Annotated in this window: 29 protein-coding genes; all 29 read left to right on the top strand. The window is 44.6% G+C overall.

From position 1 onward, the window contains the following. A partial coding sequence (locus Q4546_RS18510; RefSeq protein ID WP_131818057.1) for a hypothetical protein occupies positions 1-72 on the top strand: 72 nt, incomplete at its 5' end. Positions 73-404: 332 nt separating this feature from the next. After that, on the top strand, positions 405-716 hold the full coding sequence (gene rpsJ, locus Q4546_RS18505; protein WP_055026509.1) for a 30S ribosomal protein S10: 312 nt from the start codon (positions 405-407) through the stop codon (positions 714-716). A gap of 27 nt (positions 717-743) precedes the next feature. After that, a complete protein-coding gene (gene rplC, locus Q4546_RS18500; protein WP_076543232.1) occupies positions 744-1,382 on the top strand; it encodes a 50S ribosomal protein L3 in 639 nt (212 codons plus the stop codon). A 16-nt stretch (positions 1,383-1,398) separates the two neighbouring features. Beyond that, positions 1,399-2,004: a 50S ribosomal protein L4 gene (gene rplD, locus Q4546_RS18495; protein ID WP_076543231.1), complete on the top strand. Its 606-nt coding sequence runs from the start codon at positions 1,399-1,401 to the stop codon at positions 2,002-2,004. Next, on the top strand, positions 2,001-2,303 hold the full coding sequence (gene rplW, locus Q4546_RS18490; protein ID WP_076543230.1) for a 50S ribosomal protein L23: 303 nt from the start codon (positions 2,001-2,003) through the stop codon (positions 2,301-2,303). Before rplD ends, rplW begins: the two co-directional genes overlap by 4 nt. Before the next feature lie 16 nt (positions 2,304-2,319). Then, positions 2,320-3,144 carry a 50S ribosomal protein L2 gene (gene rplB, locus Q4546_RS18485; RefSeq protein ID WP_102440086.1) on the top strand — a complete coding sequence of 275 codons (825 nt, stop codon included), beginning with the start codon at positions 2,320-2,322 and terminating at the stop codon, positions 3,142-3,144. A gap of 15 nt (positions 3,145-3,159) precedes the next feature. Then, the gene (rpsS, locus tag Q4546_RS18480; protein WP_006083596.1) at positions 3,160-3,438 is read left to right on the top strand and encodes a 30S ribosomal protein S19; all 279 of its coding nucleotides are present in this window, start codon (positions 3,160-3,162) and stop codon (positions 3,436-3,438) included. 15 nt (positions 3,439-3,453) lie between these two features. Next, on the top strand, positions 3,454-3,786 hold the full coding sequence (gene rplV, locus Q4546_RS18475) for a 50S ribosomal protein L22 (protein ID WP_102440087.1): 333 nt from the start codon (positions 3,454-3,456) through the stop codon (positions 3,784-3,786). Between the two features lie 12 nt (positions 3,787-3,798). Continuing rightward, the gene (rpsC, locus tag Q4546_RS18470) at positions 3,799-4,488 is read left to right on the top strand and encodes a 30S ribosomal protein S3 (RefSeq protein ID WP_102440088.1); all 690 of its coding nucleotides are present in this window, start codon (positions 3,799-3,801) and stop codon (positions 4,486-4,488) included. A gap of 11 nt (positions 4,489-4,499) precedes the next feature. Further along, on the top strand, positions 4,500-4,910 hold the full coding sequence (gene rplP / locus Q4546_RS18465) for a 50S ribosomal protein L16 (RefSeq protein WP_055026502.1): 411 nt from the start codon (positions 4,500-4,502) through the stop codon (positions 4,908-4,910). Further along, the gene (rpmC, locus tag Q4546_RS18460; RefSeq protein ID WP_006083592.1) at positions 4,910-5,101 is read left to right on the top strand and encodes a 50S ribosomal protein L29; all 192 of its coding nucleotides are present in this window, start codon (positions 4,910-4,912) and stop codon (positions 5,099-5,101) included. The genes rplP and rpmC overlap by 1 nt, the downstream gene beginning before the upstream one ends. Next, a complete protein-coding gene (gene rpsQ, locus Q4546_RS18455) occupies positions 5,101-5,349 on the top strand; it encodes a 30S ribosomal protein S17 (protein WP_055026501.1) in 249 nt (82 codons plus the stop codon). The genes rpmC and rpsQ overlap by 1 nt, the downstream gene beginning before the upstream one ends. A 214-nt stretch (positions 5,350-5,563) precedes the next feature. Further along, positions 5,564-5,932, top strand: a complete 369-nt coding sequence (gene rplN / locus Q4546_RS18450) for a 50S ribosomal protein L14 (protein ID WP_076543234.1) — start codon at positions 5,564-5,566, stop codon at positions 5,930-5,932. A gap of 11 nt (positions 5,933-5,943) precedes the next feature. Continuing rightward, a complete protein-coding gene (gene rplX / locus Q4546_RS18445) occupies positions 5,944-6,258 on the top strand; it encodes a 50S ribosomal protein L24 (protein WP_102440089.1) in 315 nt (104 codons plus the stop codon). A gap of 12 nt (positions 6,259-6,270) precedes the next feature. Continuing rightward, entirely contained in the window at positions 6,271-6,810 is a 540-nt protein-coding gene (gene rplE / locus Q4546_RS18440; protein ID WP_076543225.1) for a 50S ribosomal protein L5, read from the top strand. Positions 6,811-6,820: 10 nt separating this feature from the next. Beyond that, positions 6,821-7,126, top strand: a complete 306-nt coding sequence (gene rpsN / locus Q4546_RS18435; RefSeq protein WP_076543224.1) for a 30S ribosomal protein S14 — start codon at positions 6,821-6,823, stop codon at positions 7,124-7,126. Between the two features lie 24 nt (positions 7,127-7,150). Further along, positions 7,151-7,543, top strand: a complete 393-nt coding sequence (rpsH, locus tag Q4546_RS18430) for a 30S ribosomal protein S8 (protein WP_076543223.1) — start codon at positions 7,151-7,153, stop codon at positions 7,541-7,543. Positions 7,544-7,553: 10 nt separating this feature from the next. Continuing rightward, positions 7,554-8,087: a 50S ribosomal protein L6 gene (gene rplF / locus Q4546_RS18425; RefSeq protein WP_076543222.1), complete on the top strand. Its 534-nt coding sequence runs from the start codon at positions 7,554-7,556 to the stop codon at positions 8,085-8,087. Between the two features lie 10 nt (positions 8,088-8,097). Then, positions 8,098-8,448: a 50S ribosomal protein L18 gene (gene rplR / locus Q4546_RS18420; RefSeq protein WP_076543221.1), complete on the top strand. Its 351-nt coding sequence runs from the start codon at positions 8,098-8,100 to the stop codon at positions 8,446-8,448. 12 nt (positions 8,449-8,460) lie between these two features. Further along, positions 8,461-8,964 carry a 30S ribosomal protein S5 gene (gene rpsE, locus Q4546_RS18415; RefSeq protein ID WP_076543220.1) on the top strand — a complete coding sequence of 168 codons (504 nt, stop codon included), beginning with the start codon at positions 8,461-8,463 and terminating at the stop codon, positions 8,962-8,964. A gap of 6 nt (positions 8,965-8,970) precedes the next feature. Next, positions 8,971-9,153 (top strand): 50S ribosomal protein L30, encoded by a 183-nt coding sequence (rpmD, locus tag Q4546_RS18410; RefSeq protein WP_076543219.1) that lies wholly within the window; start codon positions 8,971-8,973, stop codon positions 9,151-9,153. A gap of 2 nt (positions 9,154-9,155) precedes the next feature. Beyond that, on the top strand, positions 9,156-9,590 hold the full coding sequence (gene rplO, locus Q4546_RS18405) for a 50S ribosomal protein L15 (RefSeq protein ID WP_055026491.1): 435 nt from the start codon (positions 9,156-9,158) through the stop codon (positions 9,588-9,590). A 7-nt stretch (positions 9,591-9,597) separates the two neighbouring features. Beyond that, positions 9,598-10,938 (top strand): preprotein translocase subunit SecY, encoded by a 1,341-nt coding sequence (gene secY, locus Q4546_RS18400; protein ID WP_076543218.1) that lies wholly within the window; start codon positions 9,598-9,600, stop codon positions 10,936-10,938. A 22-nt stretch (positions 10,939-10,960) separates the two neighbouring features. Next, complete coding sequence (rpmJ, locus tag Q4546_RS18395; RefSeq protein ID WP_006083579.1) at positions 10,961-11,074, top strand: 50S ribosomal protein L36; 114 nt, start codon at positions 10,961-10,963, stop codon at positions 11,072-11,074. Between the two features lie 119 nt (positions 11,075-11,193). Further along, complete coding sequence (gene rpsM / locus Q4546_RS18390) at positions 11,194-11,550, top strand: 30S ribosomal protein S13 (protein ID WP_076543217.1); 357 nt, start codon at positions 11,194-11,196, stop codon at positions 11,548-11,550. A gap of 17 nt (positions 11,551-11,567) precedes the next feature. Continuing rightward, positions 11,568-11,960, top strand: coding sequence for a 30S ribosomal protein S11 (rpsK, locus tag Q4546_RS18385; RefSeq protein ID WP_011635661.1), 393 nt, complete (start codon positions 11,568-11,570; stop codon positions 11,958-11,960). A 32-nt stretch (positions 11,961-11,992) separates the two neighbouring features. After that, positions 11,993-12,613 carry a 30S ribosomal protein S4 gene (rpsD, locus tag Q4546_RS18380; RefSeq protein WP_102440090.1) on the top strand — a complete coding sequence of 207 codons (621 nt, stop codon included), beginning with the start codon at positions 11,993-11,995 and terminating at the stop codon, positions 12,611-12,613. 24 nt (positions 12,614-12,637) lie between these two features. Beyond that, on the top strand, positions 12,638-13,627 hold the full coding sequence (gene rpoA, locus Q4546_RS18375; protein WP_076543215.1) for a DNA-directed RNA polymerase subunit alpha: 990 nt from the start codon (positions 12,638-12,640) through the stop codon (positions 13,625-13,627). A 45-nt stretch (positions 13,628-13,672) separates the two neighbouring features. Next, positions 13,673-14,068 (top strand): 50S ribosomal protein L17, encoded by a 396-nt coding sequence (gene rplQ, locus Q4546_RS18370; RefSeq protein WP_076543214.1) that lies wholly within the window; start codon positions 13,673-13,675, stop codon positions 14,066-14,068. Positions 14,069-14,293 lie beyond the last annotated feature (225 nt).

The raw sequence follows: 14,293 nt of genomic DNA, 5'->3' as shown, positions 1-14,293 counted from the left end.
GGTTTACGTTTCGCTATCCGTGAAGGTGGCCGTACTGTTGGTGCTGGTGTTGTAGCTAAAGTTATCGCTTAATAGCGTCTTTAGTTAACACATAAAAAAAGGAAGCTTCGGCTTCCTTTTTTGTTTTTATTGCATTTTGATTCTAACCATGTAAAATCCACCGCCTTGAACAGAACCACTAAATTGAAGAGTTTTTGTTCGCAGGGGTTGATCTATGAAATTAGATCTGTATAATTGCCCTTCGCTGTCCTAGACAGCGTAATATAATGTTTAATCATTTGGATTATTCATTTTCATAATTGACTCCGATTGGGAGTCTACGGTTAAATCATCTCGCTCTGCTTTTCCATTGGGAAGAAGCTAGAGGGTGATTTTTTATGTGTGCATTTTAGGAGCTCTGGTCAATGCAGAACCAAAGAATCCGTATCCGCTTGAAAGGATTTGATCATCGTTTGATCGATCAATCAACAGCGGAAATCGTTGAAACTGCTAAGCGTACAGGCGCACAGGTTCGTGGTCCAATTCCACTTCCTACGCGTAAAGAACGTTATACCATTTTGACTTCTCCGCACGTCAACAAAGACGCACGTGATCAGTACGAAATTCGTACTCACAAGCGCTTAGTTGACATCGTAGAGCCAACTGAAAAGACTGTAGACGCATTAATGCGTTTAGATCTTGCCGCTGGTGTCGACGTTCAGATTAGCTTAGGTTAATTGAGATCCTTAGAAGAGGTTTGAAAGATGGCTATCGGTCTTATTGGTCGTAAAGTGGGTATGACTCGCATCTTCACAGAAGATGGCGCTTCAATCCCTGTAACAGTAATTGAAATTGCTGGTAACCGCGTAACTCAAGTGAAAACTTTAGAAAACGACGGATACCGTGCTCTTCAAGTAACTACTGGTACCAAAAAAGCCAACCGCATCACTAAGCCAGAAGCAGGCCATTTTGCTAAGAGCGGCGTAGAAGCCGGTCGAGGTTTATGGGAATTGCGTTTGGCAGATGGTGAAGGTGAAGGCATTGAAGTTGGTGCTGAACTTAACGTTGATATCTTTGCAGATACAGCGAAAGTTGATGTTACTGGTCAATCTAAAGGTAAGGGCTTCCAAGGCGGTATTAAACGCTGGAACTTCCACGCTCAAGATATGACACATGGTAACTCTTTGGCTCATAGATCTAATGGTTCTATTGGTCAAAACCAGACACCTGGTCGCGTTTTCAAAGGTAAGAAAATGTCTGGCCACATGGGTGCCGAGCAAGTAACTACTCAAAATCTAGACGTTGTACGTGTAGATGCAGAGCGTAACTTGTTATTGGTAAAAGGTGCTGTTCCTGGCGCTACCAATGGTGACTTGATTATCAAGCCAGCCGTTAAAGCATAGGTCTGAGGAGATAGTAATGGAATTGGTATTGAAAGACGCGCAAAGCGCTCTTGAAGTTTCCGAAACTACCTTCGGCCGTGACTTTAACGAGGCATTGGTCCATCAGGTAGTTGTAGCTTACGCTGCAAACGCGCGTCAGGGCACTCGTGCTCAACAGACTCGTGCGGAAGTAACTGGCTCAGGCAAAAAGCCTTGGCGTCAGAAAGGCACAGGCCGAGCTCGTGCCGGTAGTGTTAAAGGCCCGATCTGGCGTGGCGGTGGCGTAACATTCGCTGCTAAAACACAAGATCACAGCCAAAAAGTTAACAAAAAGATGTACCGTGGTGCTCTAAAAAGCATTCTTTCTGAATTGGTACGTCAAGAGCGTTTAGTCGTTGTTGAATCTTTTAGTGTTGAAGCTCCTAAAACTAAAGAGCTGAAAGCTAAGTTAAAAGAAATGCAACTAGAAGACGTTCTAATTGTTACTGCAGATGTTGATGAGAATTTATTCTTAGCAGCACGCAACTTATACAAGGTTGACGTACGTGACGTAGCGGGTCTAGACCCAGTTAGTCTAATCGCGTTCAACACTGTTCTTGTTACTGCTGATGCAGTGAAGCAAATCGAGGAGATGCTAGCATGATCACCGAAGAACGTTTGCTAAAAGTTATCTTAGCGCCACATGTATCTGAAAAGAGCACTGTATTAGCTGAGAAAAACAACACTGTAGTTTTCCGCGTAGCAATCGATGCGACTAAAGCAGAGATTAAAGCTGCTGTAGCGAAACTTTTCGAAGTTGAAGTTGATAGTGTTCGCACTTTGGTAAACAAAGGCAAAACTAAACGTACCGGTGGCCGTGTAGGTCGTCGTAGCGATTGGAAAAAAGCCTATGTAACTTTAGCTGCTGGTGCTGACATCGATTTCGTCGGTGGCGCTGAGTAAGCAAAGGAGAATTATCATGGCAGTTATTAAGTGTAAGCCAACCTCTCCAGGTCGTCGCCACGTTGTTAAAGTGGTGAACAGCGACTTGCATAAAGGGAAACCTTTTGCAGGCCTGTTGGCTAAGAAATCTAAAAGTGGTGGCCGTAACAATACGGGTCGCATCACTGTTCGTCACGTTGGTGGTGGACACAAGCAGCATTATCGTATTATTGATTTCAAACGCAATAAAGACGGTATCCCTGCGAAAATTGAACGTCTGGAATATGATCCAAACCGTACAGCTAACATTGCGTTAGTATTGTACGCAGACGGTGAGCGTCGCTACATTCTTGCCGCTAAAGGCATGAAAGCTGGTGATGCAATCCAATCTGGTGTGGATGCAGACATCAAAACCGGTAACGCAATGCCGCTTCGCAACATCCCAGTGGGTAGTGTTGTGCACGCAGTAGAAATGAAACCTGGTAAAGGTGCTCAAATCGCGCGTTCAGCTGGTGCTTATGTTCAAGTTGTTGCTCGTGATAACCAATATGCAACTTTACGTCTTCGCTCTGGCGAAATGCGCAAAGTGCCTGTTGATTGTCGTGCAACATTCGGTGAAGTTGGAAATGCCGAGCACATGCTACGCCAGTTAGGTAAAGCAGGTGCTAAACGCTGGAGAGGCGTACGCCCTACAGTGCGTGGTGTTGCAATGAACCCGGTAGACCATCCACACGGTGGTGGTGAAGGCCGTACTTCTGGTGGTCGTCATCCAGTAAGTCCATGGGGTGTGCCAACTAAGGGTTATAAAACTCGTAGTAATAAGCTCACCGACAAGTACATTGTACGTCGTCGTAACAAATAGTAAGAGGATTCGCCCATGCCACGTTCTCTCAAGAAAGGTCCTTTCATTGACCTGCACTTGCTGAAGAAGGTAGAGAAAGCGATGGAAGCGGGAGATAAAAAACCAATTAAGACTTGGTCTCGCCGCTCAATGATCATCCCAAATATGATTGGGTTGACCATCGCTGTCCATAATGGTCGTCAGCACGTACCTGTGTTCGTAACTGACGAAATGATCGGTCATAAGCTTGGTGAATTTTCACCAACTCGCACTTATCGCGGCCATGCTGCAGATAAGAAAGCGAAGAAGCGTTAATACGGGAGACATAAGATGGAAGTTTTAGCTAAACATCGTTACGCCCGTACGTCTGCGCAGAAGGCCCGTCTAGTTGCTGATCAAATTCGCGGGTTGCCTGTATCTAAGGCGCTTGAGATTTTGACCTTCAGCCCTAAGAAAGCCGCCGTACTGGTTAAGAAAGTACTAGACTCAGCTATCGCAAACGCCGAACACAACGAAGGTGCAGATATCGATGAGCTTAAAGTTGGCCAAGTCTTTGTTGACGAAGCACCAACTATGAAGCGCATCATGCCTCGTGCCAAAGGCCGCGCTGATCGTATCATGAAGCGTACCAGCCACATTACTGTGGTTGTATCAGATCGCTAGGAGAAGAGAGCAATGGGACAGAAAGTACATCCTAATGGTATCCGTCTGGGTATCACGAAGCCTTGGATCTCTACTTGGTACGCCGATAAGTCAGATTATGCGAATAATCTGAACAGCGACTGGGAAGTTCGTCAATATCTTACAGAGAAATTGAAGGCTGCATCAGTATCTAAAATCGTTATCGAGCGTCCTGCGAAGAGCATCCGCGTTACTATTCACACTGCCCGTCCAGGCGTTGTGATTGGTAAGAAAGGTGAAGACGTTGAAGTATTACGTGCACATGTATCTAAAATTACAGGCACTACTGCTCAAATCAACATCGCTGAGATCCGTAAGCCTGAGTTAGACGCAAAGTTAGTTGCTGACAGTATTGCGCAGCAACTAGAACGTCGTGTTATGTTCCGTCGCGCTATGAAGCGTGCAGTTCAAAACGCAATGCGCATTGGTGCTCAAGGTATCAAAGTTGAAGTGAGCGGCCGTCTAGGCGGAGCTGAAATCGCACGTTCTGAGTGGTATCGTGAAGGTCGTGTACCTTTGCATACTCTACGTGCTGATATCGACTATTCTACAGCTGAAAGTCACACCCAATACGGTGTGATTGGCGTTAAAGTTTGGATCTTCAAAGGCGAAGTTCTAGACGGTAACGTTGTCGCGTTAGAAGAGCCGAAGCAGCAGTCTAAGCGCAAGCCTCGTGCTAAATAGGAGAAACTTTAATGCTGCAACCTAAACGTATGAAGTTTCGCAAGATGTTCAAAGGCCGTAACCGCGGTCTAGCGAACGGTACTGAAGTTAGCTTTGGTACTTTCGGTTTGAAAGCTGTCGGCCGTGGTCGTTTAACAGCTCGTCAAATCGAATCTGCACGTCGTGCCATGACACGTCACATTAAACGTCAAGGACAAATTTGGATTCGAGTTTTCCCTGACAAGCCAATTACCTCTAAGCCTCTTGAAGTGCGTATGGGTAAAGGTAAGGGTAACGTTGAATACTGGGTATGTCAGATTCAACCTGGTAAGGTTCTTTATGAGATGAATGGTGTATCTGAAGAGTTAGCGCGTGAAGCGTTTGCTTTAGCTTCTGCCAAGCTTCCTATTAAGACTACCTTCGTAACTAAGACGGTGATGTAATGAAAGCGAGCGAACTAAGAGAAAAGAGCGTTGAAGAACTTAACGCTGAATTACTTGGTCTGCTGCGTGAGCAGTTTAACCTGCGTATGCAACACGCTACTGGTCAGTTGACTCAAACGAATCAATTGAAATTAGTGCGTCGTAACATTGCACGTGTTAAGACCATTATTACTTCTAAGGCAGGTGCGTAATGTCTGATAAAATCCGTACTTTGCAAGGTCGAGTTCTTAGCAACAAAATGGACAAGTCTATTACTGTTGCTATTGCACGCCAAGTGAAACATCCTATTTATGGGAAGTACATTAAGCGTACAACTAAGATCCATGCACATGACGAAACCAATCAGTGTAATGAAGGTGACGTAGTGACTATTAGTCAGTGTCGTCCTCTTTCTAAGACTAAGTCTTGGACACTTGTTGAAGTAGTAACAAAAGCCTAGTAATCATTAGGTTATAGTAAACGGCTCCAATGCTTGGGGCCGTTTGTTTTTTTATACTATGCAACCCAATATTTTGGTGTTATACTTGCGCCCCATTTTTGAACAAATTGCATTCAATGCTAATGAGTAATTAGCAAGGTATGAATTGTTCAAGAAGTGGACAAATATGATCCCAATTTCGGGGTTTTGTAGTAACGATAGCGGAGCACTTAAAATGATCCAAATGCAATCGACTCTAGACGTCGCGTGTAACAGTGGCGCTCGTAGAGTTCAGTGTATTAAGGTCTTGGGTGGCTCTCATCGTCGTTATGCCGGTATCGGCGACGTCATCAAGGTTTCTGTTAAAGAAGCTATTCCTCGCGCTAAAGCGAAGAAAGGTGATGTATATAACGCGGTGGTAGTCCGTACTAAGAAAGGCGTACGTCGTCCAGATGGTTCTGTCATTCGCTTCGATCGGAATGCAGCAGTTTTGCTTAACGCAAACCTTGCACCGATTGGTACTCGTATTTTTGGACCAGTGACACGTGAATTGCGCAACGAGCAGTTTATGAAAATCGTCTCTCTGGCACCAGAAGTACTGTAAGGAGCTTCAAAATGGCAGCTAAAATCCGTCGTGAAGACGAAGTAATTGTATTAGCAGGTAAAGACAAGGGTAAACGAGCAAAAGTTTCTCAAGTCCTACCTACTGGTAAGTTGATTGTTGAAGGCATCAATCTTGTTAAAAAACACCAAAAGCCAAACCCACAATTGGGCGTAACTGGTGGTGTAATCGAGAAAGAAGCAGCGATACAAGCATCAAACGTAGCGATCTTTAACCAAGCCACAGGCAAGGCAGATCGTGTTGGTTTCCGATTCGAAGACGGCAAAAAAGTCCGTTTCTTTAAATCGAATAGTGAACTCATTAAGTAAACGGAGTAAACGATGGCGAAACTGCATGATAAATATCAAGAGACTGTTATTGCAGAACTTTCTAAAAAGTTCGAATATACCAGTGTCATGCAAGTCCCTCGGATTGAAAAAATCACCCTTAACATGGGTGTAGGCGAAGCCGTTGCAGACAAAAAAGTTATGGAGCATGCGCTCCGTGATATGACTGCAATCGCTGGCCAAAAACCAGTTGTAACTGTTGCACGTAAATCAGTTGCTGGTTTTAAAATCCGTGAAGGCTACCCTATTGGCTGTAAAGTTACCCTACGCGGTGAGCGTATGTGGGAATTTTTAGAGCGTTTAGTTGACATTGCAATCCCACGTATTCGTGACTTCCGTGGCCTAAGCGCAAAAGCGTTTGACGGTCGTGGTAACTACGCAATGGGTGTGCGTGAGCAAATCATCTTCCCAGAAATCGATTACGATAAAATCGATAAGATTCGTGGTATGGATATTGTTATCACTACTACTGCGAAGAATGATGAAGAAGGTCGTGCTTTGTTAGACGCATTTAACTTCCCATTCAAGAAATAAGGGTAGCATAATGGCAAAATCATCTATGAAAGCACGTGAAGCAAAGCGTGCACAGCTCGTAGCTAAATATGCTGAAAAGCGTTTAGCACTTAAGGCTATTATCAGCGCACCTGCGACTTCTGACGAAGACCGTTGGGAAGCTGTTCTTAAGTTACAAGCTCTACCTCGTGATTCTAGCGCTGCGCGTCAACGCAACCGTTGTAATCAAACTGGTCGCCCACATGGTTTCTTACGTAAATTCGGCCTTAGCCGTATTAAATTACGTGAAGCTACTATGCGTGGTGAAGTTCCTGGTCTACGTAAGGCCAGCTGGTAAGCACTTGTCACGGAGTAAGCTAATATGAGCATGCAAGATCCTATTGCGGATATGTTAACACGTATTCGTAACGGCCAAGCTGCTAACAAAGTATCAGTAAAGATGCCTTCAGCTAAGTTAAAAGTAGCAATTGCGAAATTACTTAAAGATGAAGGTTACATTACTGACTACGCCGTAGCAGAAGAAGCCAAGCCTGAATTAGAAATCACTTTAAAGTATTTCCAAGGCAAACCAGTCGTTGAGACTATCCAGCGCGTAAGTCGTCCTGGTCTTCGTATTTACAAAGGTAAAAACGAACTTCCAAAGGTGATGGGCGGTCTGGGTGTCGCAATTGTGTCCACTTCTAAAGGCTTGATGACCGATCGTGCTGCCCGCCTAACAGGCATGGGTGGCGAGGTTATCTGCTACGTAGCGTAAGGAGCTAGGTATGTCACGTGTAGCAAAAGCACCAGTGTCTATTCCTGCCGGCGTAGAGGTGACCTTAAACGAACAAACTATCACCGTAAAAGGTACTAAAGGTAGTTTGACTCGAGAAATCAACAAAGCGGTAAGTGTTGTTCTAGACAACGGCGTACTAAGTTTTGGTCCAGTTGAAGGCGTTGCTAACGCTTGGGCTCAAGCTGGTACAGCTCGTGCACTAGTAAACAACATGGTTGTTGGTGTTTCTGAAGGATTTGTTAAAAAATTAAAGTTAATTGGTGTTGGTTACCGTGCGAAAGCAGCTGGTTCAAACCTAGATCTAACTTTAGGTTTCTCACATCCATTGGTTCACAAACTTCCCGCAGGTGTTACTGCAGAGTGTCCTAGCCAAACTGACATCGTCCTTTCGGGCGTTGATAAACAGTTAGTTGGTCAGGTTGCTGCTGAGATTCGTGGCTATCGTCCACCAGAGCCTTATAAAGGCAAAGGTGTTCGTTATGCAGACGAGCAAGTACGCCGTAAAGAGGCTAAGAAGAAGTAGGTAACGCGATATGGATAAGAAAACATCTCGCTTACGTCGCGCTCTGCGTGCTCGTAAGAAGATCCAAGAGCTGGGCGTGAACCGTCTGGTTGTACATCGTACACCGCGTCACATTTATGCTCAGGTGATTAATCCTGAAGCTCAGGTGTTGGCAGTTGCTTCAACCGTTGAAAAAGCGGTTAAAGAACTACTAAAGAGTACCGGTAACGTAGACGCAGCTAAAGCAGTGGGTAAAACTGTTGCAGAGCGTGCGATCGAAAAAGGTGTAACTTCGGTTGCATTCGACCGTTCTGGTTTCAAGTATCACGGTCGCGTAGCAGCATTAGCTGACGCAGCTCGTGAAGCTGGCCTGAAATTCTAAGGGGTTATAAAAATGGCTAAATTAGAAGCTCAGCAGAAAGACGATTTGCAAGAGAAATTGATTGCAGTAAATCGTGTTTCTAAAGTAGTTAAAGGTGGTCGTATCTTTAGCTTCACCGCACTAACAGTGGTAGGTGATGGTAACGGTAAGATTGGCTATGGCTATGGTAAAGCGCGCGAAGTTCCAGCTGCTATTCAAAAAGCAATGGAAAAAGCCCGTCGTAACATGGTAACCGTGGAGTTGAACGCAGGTACACTGCATCACCCAGTTAAAGGTCGCCATACTGGTTCGCGTGTTTACATGCAACCAGCATCGGAAGGTACCGGTATTATTGCCGGTGGCGCAATGCGTGCCGTATTGGAAGTAGCAGGCGTTCATAACGTTCTGTCAAAAGCATACGGTTCTACTAACCCGATCAACATCGTTCGAGCTACTGTCGATGCGTTGGTGCACATGAAGTCACCAGCACAAGTTGCAGCTAAGCGCGGCTTGAATGTTGATGAAATTCGAGGTTAATGCACCATGGCTACTAAAACGTTTAAAGTAACACAGACAAAGAGTGCGATTGGTCGTTTGCCAAAGCACCGTGCCTGTTTATTAGGTTTAGGCCTAAGACGTATTGGCCACACCGTTGAAGTTGAAGATACTCCTTCAGTTCGCGGTATGGTTAATAAAGTTTACTACATGGTTAAGGTGGAGGATTAATAATGCGTTTAAATACTCTATCTCCAGCAGCAGGATCTAAGTCTGCTCCTAAGCGTGTAGGTCGTGGTATTGGTTCTGGTTTAGGTAAAACCGCAGGTCGTGGTCATAAGGGACAAAAGTCTCGTTCTGGCGGCGGTGTGCGTATCGGTTTTGAGGGTGGTCAAATGCCTCTTAAAATTCGTTTACCTAAATTCGGTTTTACCTCGCGCAAAGCTTTGGTCTCAGCTGAAGTTCGTTTACTCGAACTAGCAAAAGTTAACGGTGATGTTATCGACCTTAACGCACTGAAAGATGCGAACGTAATTACTCGCAACATACAGTTTGCGAAAATCGTTCTTTCAGGTACCATTGAACGCCCAGTGACCGTTAAAGGTCTGAAGGTAACCAAAGGTGCACGTGCAGCTATTGAAGCTGCCGGCGGCAAGATCGAGGAATAATACGTCGATGGCAAAACCAGGACTTGATTTAAAAAGCGCGAAAGGCGGTTTATCTGAATTGAAAACCCGTCTCCTGTTCGTGATTGGTGCGATTATCGTCTTTAGAGCCGGTTCGTTTGTACCAATTCCTGGTATTGACGCAGCTGTGTTAGCAGATCTGTTTGCTCAACAAAAAGATACCATCCTTGGCATGTTTAACATGTTCTCGGGTGGTGCTTTAGAGCGTGCCTCTATCTTTGCATTAGGTATCATGCCGTATATTTCGGCATCGATTATCATGCAATTATTGACTGTTGTTCATCCTGCTCTTGCTGAATTGAAAAAAGAAGGCGAGTCAGGAAGAAAGAAAATCAGTCAGTACACTAGATACGGAACGTTAGTGTTGGGTACGCTTCAATCGATTGGTATTGCAACAGGTTTGCCAAGCCTAGTACCTGGCCTTGTGGTCAATGTAGGTTTTGGTTTTTACTTTGTTGCAGTTGTGAGTCTAGTGACAGGAACAATGTTCCTAATGTGGCTAGGTGAGCAAATTACTGAACGTGGTATTGGTAATGGTATCTCGATATTAATTTTCGCAGGTATTGTTGCTGGTTTACCGTCTGCTATCGGCCAAACGGCTGAACAGGCTCGTCAAGGTGATTTGAATGTACTGGTTCTGTTGCTATTAGCAGTAATCGTATTTGCAGTTACTTATTTAGTTGTATTTGTAGAACGTGGTCAACGTCGTATCGTCGTTAACTACGCTAAGCGTCAACAAGGCCGTAAGGTTTTCGCAGCGCAAAGCACACATTTACCTCTTAAAGTGAACATGGCAGGTGTGATTCCGCCAATTTTTGCATCCAGCATTATTTTGTTCCCAGGCACACTGGCTCAGTGGTTTGGTGCAAATGAGTCCATGTCATGGTTAAGCGATTTCGCTTTAGCTGTGTCACCTGGACAACCGCTGTATTCATTATTGTATGCAACAGCTATCGTTTTCTTCTGTTTCTTCTATACTGCGTTGGTGTTTAACCCACGTGAGACAGCTGATAACTTGAAGAAAAGTGGTGCGTTCATTCCTGGGATTCGTCCTGGAGAACAGACTTCGCGTTACATTGATAAAGTAATGACTCGTTTGACCCTTGCGGGTGCGATTTATATTACCTTTATCTGTTTAATTCCGGAGTTCATGTTAATTGCGTGGAAAGTACAGTTCTATTTTGGCGGTACTTCACTACTAATTATTGTAGTCGTAATCATGGACTTCATGGCTCAGGTTCAGACCCATATGATGTCTCATCAGTATGAGTCTGTGATGAAGAAAGCTAACCTAGTAAACAAAGCGAATTTAGATCGCTTTGGTCGCTAATAGCTTTTAACGGAGTGATGAAATGAAAGTTCGAGCTTCCGTGAAGAAGATCTGCCGTAATTGCAAGATCGTCAAGCGTAGTGGCGTTGTACGTGTGATTTGTGTTGAACCAAAACACAAACAGCGTCAAGGCTAAAAAAAGATATTTGCTCAGTTCTAAATAGAACTGAGCAAATAATGTTTGCAAATTTGTTGGCTGTCGAGTATCCTTTCGGGCTTTTCGCAGTCGACCTTTAACATATTAAGGAGTGCATAGTGGCCCGTATCGCTGGCATTAACATTCCTGATCAAAAGCACACAGTCATCGCATTGACTGCAATTTTTGGTATTGGACGTACGCGCGCTAGAGAAATCTGCGCAGCTACTTCAATTGCTGAAGATGCTAAGATCAAGGAATTGAGCGAAGCTCAAATAGATATTCTACGCGAAGAAGTTGCCAAATACTCAGTAGAGGGTGACTTACGTCGTGAGATTTCAATGAACATCAAGCGTCTTATGGATCTTGGTTGTTATCGTGGTCTCCGCCATCGCCGTAGCCTGCCTCTTCGTGGGCAACGTACTAAGACCAATGCGCGTACGCGTAAAGGTCCACGTAAACCAATTAGAAAGTAACGGGAAGGTAAACCAAAATGGCTAAAGTTCCGTCACGTTCTCCGCGTAAGCGCGTACGTAAACAGGTTGCAGATGGTATGGCTCATATCCATGCATCTTTCAACAACACAATTGTCACCATTACAGATCGTCAAGGTAATGCGTTGTCTTGGGCTACCTCTGGCGGTTCAGGTTTTCGTGGTTCACGTAAATCTACACCGTTCGCTGCGCAGGTTGCTGCTGAGCGTGCAGGTATTGCTGCACAAGATTACGGTGTTAAAAACCTTGAAGTTTTCGTAAAGGGTCCAGGTCCAGGTCGTGAGTCAGCCATTCGTGCGCTGAACGCTGTTGGTTATAAAATCACCAACATTACCGATGTGACACCTATCCCTCATAATGGCTGTCGCCCACCTAAAAAGCGTCGTGTATAACACGTCGTATATAGGATAGTTGGAGAAAGATCATGGCAAGATACTTGGGTCCTAAGCTCAAGCTCAGCCGCAGAGAAGGTACAGACCTTTTCCTAAAAAGCGGTGTGAGAGCAATCGATTCGAAGTGTAAGCTTGAAGCTGCACCTGGTCAACATGGCGCACGTAAGCCACGTTTATCAGAGTACGGTTTACAGCTACGCGAGAAACAAAAAGTTCGTCGTATGTACGGTGTGCTAGAAAAGCAATTCCGTAACTACTACAAAGAAGCTGCACGTCTAAAAGGCAACACTGGTGAAAACCTACTTGCTCTTTTAGAAACCCGTTTAGATAACGTTGTTTATCGTATGGGTTTTGGTGCGACTCGTGCTGAATCACGTCAATTAGTAAGCCACAAATCTATCGTGGTTAACGGTCGTGTTGTTAACATTCCGTCATTCAAAGTGTCTGCGAATGATGTTGTAAGCATCCGTGAAAAGTCACGTACTCAAGCTCGTATTAAAGCGGCTTTAGAAGTGGCTGGTCAACGTGAGAAGCCTACATGGGTTGAAGTCGACAGCGCGAAAATGGAAGGTGCTTTCAAGCGTCTACCAGAACGTAGCGATTTGTCTGCGGAAATTAACGAACAGCTGATCGTCGAGCTTTACTCTAAGTAAAGCTAACAAACAAGAGAGGACACAATGCAGGGTTCTGTTACAGAATTTCTAAAACCGCGTCTCGTTGACATAGAGCAGGTTAACCCAACTCGTGCCAAGGTTACGCTAGAACCACTAGAACGTGGTTTTGGTCACACATTAGGCAACGCTTTGCGTCGTATCTTATTGTCGTCTATGCCTGGCTGTGCCGTAACTGAAGTCGAAATCGACGGCGTGTTACATGAGTACAGTAGCAAAGAAGGCGTACAAGAAGATATCCTTGAGATATTGCTTAACCTTAAAGGTTTAGCGGTAAACATTGAGGGTAAGGATGAAGCTTTACTTACTTTAAGTAAGTCAGGCACAGGCCCTGTTACAGCAGCAGATATCACACATGATGGTGATGTTACCATTATGAATCCTGATCATGTTATCTGTCATTTGACTGGTAACAATGATATCAGCATGCGTATCCGTGTTGAGCGTGGTCGTGGTTATGTTCCAGCTTCGGCTCGTGCACAAACCGAAGACGATGATCGCCCAATTGGTCGCTTGTTGGTTGATGCTTCATTCTCACCTGTTGCTCGCATTGCATATAATGTTGAAGCAGCACGTGTAGAGCAACGTACTGATTTAGATAAACTCGTTATCGATATGACCACTAATGGTACTATTGATCCTGAGGAAGCAATTCGTCGTTCTGCAACAATTTTAGCTGAACAGCTAGATGCGTTCGTAGACCTTCGTGATGTGACTGAACAGACTGTTGTAGAAGAGAAACCGGAGTTTGATCCGATTCTGTTGCGTCCTGTCGACGATTTAGAGCTAACTGTACGTTCAGCCAACTGTTTGAAGGCTGAAGCGATTCATTACATCGGAGATCTAGTACAACGCACTGAAGTTGAGTTGCTCAAGACTCCTAATTTAGGTAAGAAGTCTCTTACTGAAATTAAGGATGTATTAGCGTCTCGCGGATTGTCTTTAGGTATGCGTCTAGAAAACTGGCCTCCAGCTAGTTTAGCAGACGACCTATAAGTCCCAGTTTAGTTAGTACAGATTAAAGATTATAAGGATTAGGTCATGCGCCATCGTAAGAGTGGTCGTCAACTAAACCGCAACAGCAGTCATCGTCAAGCTATGTTCCGTAACATGGCATGCTCACTAGTTAGTCATGAGTTAATCAAGACTACAGTAGCTAAAGCGAAAGAACTGCGCCGCGTAGTTGAGCCTCTAATAACACTTGCTAAAGTTGACAGCGTTGCAAATCGCCGTTTAGCTTTTGCTCGTACCCGCGACGCTGAAGTTGTAGGTAAGTTATTTACTGAATTGGGTCCACGCTTCCAGGAACGTCCTGGTGGTTACACTCGTATTCTTAAGTGTGGTCTACGTACCGGTGATAAAGCCCCAATGGCTTACATCGAGTTAGTAGGTCGCCCTGAAGCTGCTGAAGCTGTTGAAGTAGAAGCTGCAGAGTAATTTATTACTCATTTAAAAAAACCGAGCCTAGCTCGGTTTTTTTATGTCTATTTTTCGTGAAATTTTAACTTAAATCATCTTTACTAATTAATTTCTCTTAGTATTTTACTCTGGCTTACCTGGCTTACCTGGCTTACCTGGCTTACCTGGCTTACCTGGCTTACCTGGCTTACCTGGCTTACCTGGCTTACCGTGGTTACAGTGCTTAGCGGGCTTAGCGGGGTT

The sequence above is a fragment of the Shewanella sp. 4_MG-2023 genome (assembly GCF_030548015.1).
Taxonomy (GTDB): domain Bacteria; phylum Pseudomonadota; class Gammaproteobacteria; order Enterobacterales; family Shewanellaceae; genus Shewanella.
This window is presented reverse-complemented; position numbering and strand designations above follow the sequence as displayed.